Source organism: Macrococcoides caseolyticum (assembly GCF_002902665.1).
In the GTDB taxonomy this organism is placed as follows: Bacteria; Bacillota; Bacilli; order Staphylococcales; family Staphylococcaceae; genus Macrococcoides; species Macrococcoides caseolyticum.
The window spans coordinates 101,959-112,416 of the sequence record NZ_PPRM01000042.1; the positions used below are offsets into that span (position 1 = coordinate 101,959).

The 10,458-nt window shown below is 35.4% G+C and carries 12 protein-coding genes; all 12 read right to left on the reverse strand.

Going from position 1 to position 10,458, the window contains the following annotated elements; genetic code table 11:
* Positions 1-41 precede the first annotated feature (41 nt).
* The 12 genes from CD152_RS07240 to CD152_RS07295 all read right to left on the reverse strand — a co-directional run bounded on the left by CD152_RS07240 (position 42) and on the right by CD152_RS07295 (position 10,374).
* Complete coding sequence (locus tag CD152_RS07240) at positions 42-737, reverse strand: zinc metallopeptidase (protein ID WP_231845526.1); 696 nt, start codon at positions 735-737, stop codon at positions 42-44.
* 49 nt (positions 738-786) lie between these two features.
* A complete protein-coding gene (locus tag CD152_RS07245; RefSeq protein ID WP_012657015.1) occupies positions 787-1,365 on the reverse strand; it encodes a DUF1405 domain-containing protein in 579 nt (192 codons plus the stop codon).
* Positions 1,366-1,418: 53 nt separating this feature from the next.
* On the reverse strand, positions 1,419-2,207 hold the full coding sequence (locus CD152_RS07250) for a menaquinol-cytochrome c reductase cytochrome b/c subunit (protein ID WP_012657016.1): 789 nt from the start codon (positions 2,205-2,207) through the stop codon (positions 1,419-1,421).
* A gap of 30 nt (positions 2,208-2,237) precedes the next feature.
* Positions 2,238-2,912, reverse strand: coding sequence for a menaquinol-cytochrome c reductase cytochrome b subunit (gene qcrB, locus CD152_RS07255; RefSeq protein ID WP_012657017.1), 675 nt, complete (start codon positions 2,910-2,912; stop codon positions 2,238-2,240).
* 11 nt (positions 2,913-2,923) lie between these two features.
* Positions 2,924-3,427, reverse strand: a complete 504-nt coding sequence (locus tag CD152_RS07260) for a QcrA and Rieske domain-containing protein (RefSeq protein ID WP_012657018.1) — start codon at positions 3,425-3,427, stop codon at positions 2,924-2,926.
* Positions 3,428-3,546: 119 nt separating this feature from the next.
* Positions 3,547-3,972: a DUF2487 family protein gene (locus tag CD152_RS07265; RefSeq protein ID WP_103214573.1), complete on the reverse strand. Its 426-nt coding sequence runs from the start codon at positions 3,970-3,972 to the stop codon at positions 3,547-3,549.
* A gap of 2 nt (positions 3,973-3,974) precedes the next feature.
* Positions 3,975-4,502 (reverse strand): YpiB family protein, encoded by a 528-nt coding sequence (locus CD152_RS07270; RefSeq protein ID WP_101140868.1) that lies wholly within the window; start codon positions 4,500-4,502, stop codon positions 3,975-3,977.
* A complete protein-coding gene (locus CD152_RS07275; protein ID WP_101140867.1) occupies positions 4,489-5,703 on the reverse strand; it encodes a tetratricopeptide repeat protein in 1,215 nt (404 codons plus the stop codon). Before CD152_RS07275 ends, CD152_RS07270 begins: the two co-directional genes overlap by 14 nt.
* Complete coding sequence (gene aroA / locus CD152_RS07280) at positions 5,703-7,004, reverse strand: 3-phosphoshikimate 1-carboxyvinyltransferase (protein ID WP_103214574.1); 1,302 nt, start codon at positions 7,002-7,004, stop codon at positions 5,703-5,705. The genes CD152_RS07275 and aroA overlap by 1 nt, the downstream gene beginning before the upstream one ends.
* Positions 7,001-8,074: a 3-dehydroquinate synthase gene (gene aroB, locus CD152_RS07285; protein WP_103214575.1), complete on the reverse strand. Its 1,074-nt coding sequence runs from the start codon at positions 8,072-8,074 to the stop codon at positions 7,001-7,003. Before aroB ends, aroA begins: the two co-directional genes overlap by 4 nt.
* A gap of 9 nt (positions 8,075-8,083) precedes the next feature.
* Positions 8,084-9,244: a chorismate synthase gene (gene aroC / locus CD152_RS07290; RefSeq protein ID WP_103214576.1), complete on the reverse strand. Its 1,161-nt coding sequence runs from the start codon at positions 9,242-9,244 to the stop codon at positions 8,084-8,086.
* A gap of 332 nt (positions 9,245-9,576) precedes the next feature.
* A complete protein-coding gene (locus tag CD152_RS07295; RefSeq protein ID WP_103214577.1) occupies positions 9,577-10,374 on the reverse strand; it encodes a hypothetical protein in 798 nt (265 codons plus the stop codon).
* Positions 10,375-10,458: the final 84 nt, after the last annotated feature.

The window sequence follows — 10,458 nt, forward strand, 5'->3', positions numbered from 1 at the left end:
GAGAGGTCAGAACAAATTTGTTCTGACCTCTCTATTAATGATTAATCACTATTTCTTGCCATCATGAAGAATCTTAAGAATTCTGCTACTGCTACTGCTGTTGCTGCTACATATGTCATAGCTGCTGCTGATAATACACGTTTTGCATGCTTATATTCTTCAGCATTCACAATCCCTAATTTCTCTATTTGATTCATCGCGCGATTACTTGCATCAAATTCAACAGGTAGTGTAACAATTGAGAATAAAACAGCAAATGACATCAAGATGACACCAGCCCAGATTGCCATAGAACCAATTCCTCCGCCTTGCTGAGAAATGCCAGTTAATACTGCTCCAATCATAATTAACAAGTAGCTGAATGTTGTGCCTAAATTTGCTAGAGGCAACAAAGAGCTGCGTAACTTCAGCATACTATACCCAGTCGCATGCTGGATTGCATGACCAACTTCATGCGCGGCGATTGCAGTACCTGCCACACTTGGCTGTCTAAAGTTAGATGGGCTAAGTACGACAAGCTTCTTTGATGGATCGTAATGATCTGACAGAAAGCCTTCGCCTTCTACTACTCTCACATCCGTAATACCATTCGCCGCTAATATTTCTTCAGCGACTTGCTGTCCTGATTTACCACTTGTAGATTTCACCCTACTGTACTTATTATAAGTTGATTTTACTTTATACTGGAAATACATCGGCACAAGCATAATAATAATAAAATAAAGAATATAACTCATCAAAACACTCCTTAATAGATTTAATTTCATTCTAATTTATTGGTCAAAATTAATCAAATAATTTATCTCTTTTCATAATAAATAGCAAAGTAAAACTAAGCACTGATAACCAGAATGACAAATAACCAATATGCTGTATATAGTCGGATAGCATACTGTACACAGGGTATTGCATATAAACATAATCAATAACATCATTATGAAATACCCATATTGATGCTATTCCAATTGATAATAAACTGACTCTGAATAATGGAACAAATAATAACGCCTGTATTGCCATAATTGCATGTGAGATTACAAGCATCATTCCCATTGCTGTGACATCATCTAACTTAACAAAGACGAGAATATTCATAATGACTGCCCAAACGCCATATTTTATTAATGTAACGAAAGCAAGGACTTCAATTATAGGGAGATGCTTATTCATCAATATTGCCGTCAGCGCAATTACTAAAAATAATGATGCAGTCGGACTATCAGGAACAAATGGTATGAAATACCATTTCGTCTGCTGAAGTTGACCTAAATACCAATAGTATCCATACACTGTACCGACAATATTGCATAATATGATAAATGTGAGAAATTTTTTATTTTGTATCCAATAATAATATTGTGACAAGTGATCACCTCATAAAAAAAGAATCATCTAGAATAAGATGATTCTTTAAAACATTATTTTTTCAATGGTTTTCCGTTCTCGTCAGTTTCTTCTAAACCTTCGATAAACTTACTTACTTCATCAATCTGTTCTTTCGTTAAAGTATCTTTAAATGAAGGCATTGCGCCACTACCATTTTCAACAAATCCTTTAACACCTGCTGCAGGCAGATTCGCTTTAACCAGGTTTGGACCAGCGCCACCTGTTAATTCTCCACCGTGACATGAAGTACAGTTAGATTTAATAATCTTTTCGTATGTTGGGTCTTTCTTATCTAAGTTCGTGAATACGATTTTACCTTGTGCAGCTTGTTTCTTCCAGTCATGGTAATGTGAAGATTCCCAAGTTGTATAGAAGATGATGGCTACCGCTAATAACATAAATCCTGAAGCTAATGGACGCTTATTCCATTTACGCTCTGGTCCACGATCTAACCAAGGTGCTAACATTAATGCACCAAATGCAATACCTGGCATAACGATCGCGCCAAATGTATTAAATGGTCCTGAAGCATACGTATACTTTAAGATTTGGTATAAGAATAAGAAGTACCAGTCAGGTAAAGGTGTGTATCCTGTATCTGAAGGATCCGCGATACGTTCTAATGGAGATGGATGCGCTACTGTTAAACATAAATATGCAACTAAGAATACCGCACCTGTCATCCATTCTTTTAATAAGAAATCTGGCCAGAAGCTTTCTGTTTTACCAGGAAATTCTGAATAATCTCGATTTAACTTTGGTTTTTCATAAGATTTAATACGTGAATCACCAACAAATTTCATCCCTTTTCCGCGATGCATCTGTATAACCTCCTTTTAGAATATTCGTGTTTATAGTGGCCCCGAAATACCTTGTTTTCTAATCATAATAAAGTGAGCTGCTAACAACGCGAATAAACATGCAGGTAAGAAGAATACATGAATCGCGAAGAATCGCGTTAATGTCTGTGCTCCAACAATATGTGGGTCACCAGCTAATAAAGTTTTTACCCATGGACCGATAAACGGTACGGATTCAGCGATTTGTAAACCTACTTTTGTCGCAAATAATGCTTTCATATCCCATGGTAATAAATAACCTGTAAACGATAATCCTAACATTACGAAGAAAATTAATACTCCAACTAACCAGTTTAATTCACGTGGCTGTTTGTATGATCCAGTGAAGAATACGCGTAATGTATGTAAGAACATCATTACTACTACTAGACTCGCACCCCAGTGATGCATACCACGTACGATAACACCTGCCGCTACATCGTGCTGTAAATAATAGACTGATTTCCAGGCGTTAACAATGTCTGGTACATAATACATCGTTAAGAACATACCGGATAAAACTTGTATTACAGTAATAAAGAATGTTAATCCACCAAAACAGTATACGAATGCAGAAAAGTGATAAGCAGGGTTAACATGCTCAGGCACCTCATGATCTGCGATATCGCGCCAAATTGGTGTAATATCGAGTCTGTCATCGACCCAATCATAGATTTTATCGATCATTTTGTCCCCTCCTATTTCACTAATTCATTTTCGTGTTTTTTACCGATTGTTAACATTCCGCCTTTTTCTCCAACTTTATATTGGTCCAAAGGTCCAAGCGGTGGTGTACCAGGAACATTCTTACCATTCTTCTCATAACGACCATTATGACATGGACAGAAGAATTGGTTCGGATTACCTTTATCACCATTCCAAGATACTGTACAACCTAAGTGTTTACATACAGGAGATAAAGCAATAATTTCATCGCCTTCTTTATATACCCATGCAAATTCTGTTACTTCACTCGTGTACCATGCATCTTTTTGTTCGAATTTAAAGTCAACCTTTGTTGGCTCTTCTTTAATTTCCGAAACTTTTACGCTAGTAGTGATCATATCTCCAGCTGCACCACTTTTAAATACTGGATCTAATGCAAAACGACCTAAAGGCATAACCATACCAGCAGCCATAAATGATCCAACTCCCATTAAGGAATAGTTTAAAAATTGGCGTCGTGTGACACGTTGGCTCATTTAATTTTCCCCCCTCTAATGCGATTCTTTTTATAAAAAATATACTAGGACATATCAATTTTAGCCTATAAATATAGCTTGGTCAATAAGATGTCACAATTTAAGTACTAAAATTGTCATTATTTATTCCAAAGTGTAATAATAAATTTCATCAAAGATTTAACGTTGTCCTGAATAAATTCCTGCTTCATCTCATTATCCATCGATGCTAACGGAATAATATTCACTTTATGGACATTATCCGCATCAATTGGCAATATTTGTGGACATACGACAACGATATTCTTGAACCCATATTCTTTAAGCTGTGTATCTATAAGACCCGTTGGATCATAGTCACTTAAAATTTGCACTGGAGGCAGTACAAGAAGACGTCCTTTAAACTGTTGTTCAGCACCTAAAGTTACATATTGAATCATTTCATATTGATCTGCTATATCTAAAAGTCGAGCGCTATAGTTTGCCGGTATTGCTGGAATGATTGCAGTATCAATATATTCTATCTGATCGTTTAGCAACATAAGATCATTATGATTAAAAAGCATTCCTATTCTCCTATCATGTGTAATAATTGTATCAATTGATTAAATGTATATTTGTCTTTATTCAATAAAGTCTCTTCAATCAACTGCTCTATATACTGTTTAATTTCTTTTTCTATAGTTTCATTGTGCTGTATATAATGAAGCTTCTCCTTAATCTGGCTGTATTCAGAATTATCTAATGATGCCACAAAAAACCTTAACTGTTCTTTAATCTCGATTTCAAGATATTTGTTATCGTGCGGAAATACATCAAGATAAATATCATGATCTAACGATAATAAATAGTGAAAAATAACAAATGCATCAGTGACAATTCCGTGAGCAAGCACGAGATGACACTTAAAGTCAGGATAGATAATCAGGCGATTGATGAATACATCTGTTCTCATAATATTGATATATGTAAGTATATCTTCTCGATCTTTTATTAAATTCAGTATCCATACCAAGTTCTTATTCTCTATATTATAGTTATTTAACAAATGTCTTAAATAGTTCTTGCGGTCATTGATAATGTTAGTATATGTCATCAAACTCCGGATCCAGACTTATAATTATTTTGTAGAGCTGTTCACTACGCATTTGGTCCGCAATTTCTCGGCTATAATAATAATAATCTTTCAGGAAAGAAACATTTTCATTCAGACTATTGTAAGCTTCTTTATAGAAATGCTTTGCTTCTTTATCTTTTTCCAGCTGTTGATAGCTATATGCTAAATGCCATAAAATCTCTGGATCAATATCATCTTCGTCAATAACAGTAAATAGCTGGACCATCTCTTCATATAGTTCTTCTTTGCGATAATAATCTGCTAATACTAATCCCGCTTCAGTATAAGAAGGATCAATTGTTAATGCCTGTATTAAATAGTCCGCTCCTTTTTCATTATGCATTTTAATCATGATACGTCCTGTATCAGCAAGCAGCTCTTTATAAAATTCATTTAATCGTATCCCTTGCTGACCTACCAAAATTGCATCTTCATATTTGCGTTCACTTTCTAACAGCTCAACTAATAACAGATATGCCTGCATAAAATCAGGATCTTTGTCCAGTAAAGACTGTAGTGTCGATATTGCTCTATCCATCAGACCGGATTTTTGATAGCTAATCGCTTTTTTGAAGAAATCATCGCTCGTATAATCTTTCTCATCTATTTTCTCATAGTAAACTACCGCCTGATCGTAATCACCTGTCTGTAATAAGCTATCTGCAATCCTTAAATTCAAATTAACATTGTTAATTTCATCAATACCACTATTTAATAATGTTTCATAGTTTCTTACAGCTGGCAAATATTGCCCGTCAAAGTAATAGAGTTCTGCCAATGCAAAGCTAAGCACTGGATCTTCATTAGACAGTTCATAAGCTTCTTTCACCTTCTCTATTGCGACTTCTGGCATATCCTGCTGTTGAAAGATATCCGCTTCAAGCATCAATCTTTCTATTGTTTTAGGGAGTCCATGTAAAATCATTAATGCCTGATCCATATCGTTCGTATCGATCAGACTTTCGATATAAAAGCTTAGAACCTCAGGCTCATCGGGGTATAGTTCAAACAATCGTTCAAATACAAGTTTACCTTCTTGTACAATTCCAAATTGCATGAGGGTTGTACCCAGTTCAAAAAGTGCATCATGATCATCTGTAAATAAAGCACTTTTTACATTATCGTTCAGACCTTCTAGGTGCTGCAGATGAATCTGATCGATTAATTGATTAATATCCATTATAACTCTCCTTTTAACTGATTAATATGTTCCATGAAGCTCGGATATGAGATGTTTACCGCTTCAAATTGATTGATTTCGATTTCTACCGTTTCAAGTAATGCTGCAACTGCGAGCATCATTCCAATACGATGATCGCCATAAGAATCAAAGGTATCACGTGTACGCTCATCCTTTACTTTACCGTAAACGACCATACCATCTGTTGTTGGTTCTATCTTGTAACCTAATGCATTAAGTTCAGAAACAACCGTATCAATTCGATTGGTCTCTTTCACCTTCAGTTCTTCTGCATCCCTTATCTCACTCCTACCCTGTGCATGTGCTAATAACAATGCAATCACTGGAATCTCATCTATAAGCTTTGGTATTAATGAACCTTCAATCGTAATTCCAGTCAGATTATGCGTATATGAAACGACGATATCACTTACAGGTTCTGTCTGTTGTACTTTGTCAATAACTTGAATATTACCGCCCATCATCTTGACAACTTCTAGAATACCACTTCTCGTTACATTCGTTCCAACGTCCTGCAAAGTAATCTTGCTACCAGGAATAATCAAAGCTGCAACGATAAAAAATGCAGCTGATGATATATCTCCAGGGATTTCTATGTCCTTCATCTTGATAGCATGTATACCATTCGATTTTAACAAGATTGTTCTATCATTAACCTCAATATCGATATTGTTATTTTTAAACATTAACTCAGTATGGTTTCGAGAGATGTCTTGTTCAGTGATGCGCACTTCATCATCTGCATATAGACCGGCTAGTAATATCGCACTTTTTACTTGTGCGCTTTTCACAGGCATCATATAGTTTATTCCCTGTACTTTAGAAATATCTCCATCATTGATAATAATCGGCGTAAACTGATTATCCCTTCCTTTAATGTTTACCCCCATCTCTCTTAAGGGTTCGATGACGCGCCCCATCGGACGTTGCCCGATGGATGCATCTCCATCTAATACCGTTTTAAACGGAAGACCTGCAAGTAAGCCACACAATAATCGTGTCGTAGTCCCTGAATTTCCAGTATAAAGGATTTCAGCAGGCTCACGAAACTGCTCATAGCCTGGTGAATCAACGATAACGTTATCCTCTTCTATTGAAATCTGAACGCCTAACTTCCTGAAAATATTAATTGTTGAAACACAGTCTTCTCCCAATAATGGCTTTGAAATAACCGTCTTTCCTTTACTTAAACTCGCAAGCATAATTGCACGATGCGTTATCGATTTGTCACCTGGAACAGAAACTTCTCCTGTTAATGGTCCATTATATTTTAATTTCACAACAGTTCACCTTCTAGCTTTCTTAACCTCTCAAATGCTTTCCTTAATCGTTTAACATCTACTTGTTCTACTTTGTAGCCATCATTTTCATAGTACAACACAAAATTAATTTCGTTCGCTTCGTTCTTCTTATCCTGTCTCATAAGCTCGTAATATATATCAAAGTTATCATAGACTAATTTCTTTAACCCGAGACGGTGCATCCAGCGCATGAGTGACATGATGTCGCTTTCAATAACATCACTTAAAAGTAACGCATAGATCATACCATGCATGACTGCAATACCATGGGGTAACTTATGATGAAATTCAATTGCATGTCCGAAAGTATGTCCGAAGTTCAAAAACTTTCTAACACCTGATTCAAATTCATCATCATGGACAACTTTCATCTTTGTCTGAATACCAAACGTTATCCACTTATCAATCGCATGCAGTTCACTCAAACAAACTTCATCTTTAACATCATGCATTATTTCTAGTACAGTCTCACTTTTACTGATATGCCCATTAGTATTGAGTAATACGTGTTTAATAATTTCAGCAAAACCACTTAACTTTTCGCTTTGTGATAACGTATCTAGAAAATCCAGATCATAGAGTACCATATCAGGGCGTTTAAATGCACCGATTAAGTTCTTACCTGAGCTTGCATTGATTCCCGTTTTACCACCAATCGAAGCATCATGCGCCAGTATCGTCGTCGGTACTTGAATAAAATGAATGCCGCGTAAGAGCGTCGCTGCAACAAATCCTGTAAAATCACCTGTCGCACCTCCGCCAATTGCAAAGAGACAACTGTGTCTTGTTACGTGCATCGATAATAGCTTTTCTACTACCGTACTGTAATGATGCATTGTTTTAACTTGCTCGCCACCTGGAATCAGCAACTTAAAGATGGAATGCTTGTTCAAGAACAAATCAATTTTCTGTTGATGCAACCGATATACTGATTCATCTATCAGTGCGATACGTTTATCATAATAATTAAAATCATAGTCTTTATTTAATACTTTGTATTCTACAAAAATATCATAATTATTGTCATTATAATTCGTCGTTAACTTCATATATGCTCCTTAATAATCAAGGATTGCCTGGCTATGCCGTGCAATATTTTCTTTTAGCTGCTCTAGATCATTGCTCTGGAATTCATTCAATATCTCTTTTGCCAGTTCAAATGCAACCGCATGTTCACAGACAATAGAAGCTGCAGGTACAGCACAGCTATCACTGCGTTCGATTGAAGCCTGATATACTTCCTTTGTGTCGATATCAACAGATTGAAGCGGTTTATACAACGTCGGTATAGGTTTCATTACAGCATTCACTATAATCGGCATACCATTCGTCATACCACCTTCAAATCCTCCAAGACTGTTAGTCATCCTATAATAACCACTGCCCTCTTTATAGCTGATTGCATCTTGTACTTTAGATCCAGGAAGATGCTTCATATCATACCCTGCACCGAAACTCACAGCTTTAAATGCATTGATACTGATGACAGATTGAGCAATCTTACCATCCAGTTTACGATCATACTGCACATAACTTCCTAGTCCGACCGGTACGCCTTCAGCAACCACCTGTACTTCACCACCGATGGAGTCCCCATTCGACTTTGCTTCGTCAATTTTATCACGCATCGCCTGGGCCACGGTTTCATCAATACAACGAACGTCATTTATGTCGTTTTTCGTCTTAATCTCATCCAGAGTATATTCACCATTATCTCGTGCGCCACCAATCTCAATGACGCGCGAATAGATACTTATCCCTAAAGATTCAAGCAGCACCTTACACACTGCACCGACAGCAACACGTGCAGCAGTCTCACGAGCGCTTGAACGCTCCAGAACATTACGTAAATCTCTATGACGATATTTCATACCACCAACTAAATCCGCATGACCCGGTCGCGGCTTTGTAATCTTACGTTTATCCGGTGTCATTTCTTCACTCTCTTCTACACCCATAATCTTAAGCCAATGTTTATGATCATCGTTATTCACTTCGATTGTAATTGGACTTCCGAGTGTAATGCCATGTCGTACACCCGAGGTAATCACGACTGTGTCCTTTTCAATCTGCATACGACGTCCACGCCCATAGCCACCCTGACGTTTGAGCATCTCCTTATTGATCATGTCACTTGATAACTTCATATTCGATGGAATACCTTCAATAATCACAGTTAATTTCGGACCATGTGATTCTCCGGCTGTTAGAAATCTCATATTAAAACCTCACAATATATAATAAGTATTATTATAACGCACTTACAATGATATTTATAACCAAAAAGAAAAAGGTCAAGACAAGTATGCCTTAACCTAAGTATTTAATCGTTTCGAATTAGTACACCCAAGCAGATGTCACTCGAAAGGATAATACACCAGGAATTTCACAGAGTTAAAAAACATTGATTTTACAGCTTTTTAAGGCATTTGATTTTAATTTCTATTTCATGCAATTTCTCATATTATTAATTATCTGCCCTTTATCTGCCCTTTTTTATCAATAACAAAATAAAGTATTTATTTTAAATCAAATAAAAAACCACTTTTCCTTATTGGCAATGTGGTTTTTTAGTGCCCTTTTTTAGTTTATTAGTTAGTAGATATTTATCCACTAAATCATCAAAATTCAAATGTGGATTATTTAAAAATATATTCATCATTTCTCTAACGACTTTTAAAGTATCTTGAAACAATGATTCTTTTGATAACTTTGACTTTCCAGGTTCACATAGCTTATTTCCGTGTCTTGCAATTAAACCGCTATTTAAGTAATTGTTTGCAATGCCATTATGTTTTGACAACTTTTTTTGTTGATTGCTCAAGATTGAAGTATCTATATACGATATATCTCTAGTAAGTATTATCAATGATTTAGCAGTATCATCTATTTTATACATATTTACAAAAGTATGTTCATCTAATTTGTTTACCCTATTCAATAGCACAAAAATATCTCTTATATTTTGAGAGGTTAAAGCAATCTTAAGTAATTTGTCTCCGTCGCTTTCTATTATTTGGTTATATTTAATATTATATTTAGTACAGTTTATGATCTCATATGCTTCAATTTGTTTTTCAATATCAAAATCATTCAATTTATTTACCATTAAAGGACGTTCACCAAGACAAATTTTAATTCCATTTAAAACTTCCAATAAGTATCTATTTATATACTTGTTAATAATATCTCCATAAATTTCTTTTGTATAATCAGTAGTAAAGTAATAATTTTCTCTATCAATATCTAAATAATTTTCTTCTTGCAGAACATAAATACCATAATTGCCACAATAAGAAGTTCTATGGCTATAAGAATTTTCTAGAATTTCAATATCATATTTTTCCAATAGTTATTGCCTCCATAAATTCATATCTGTACATTTTTAAACTATATTATCAATTATATCGATATAAATCACCATATATAATTA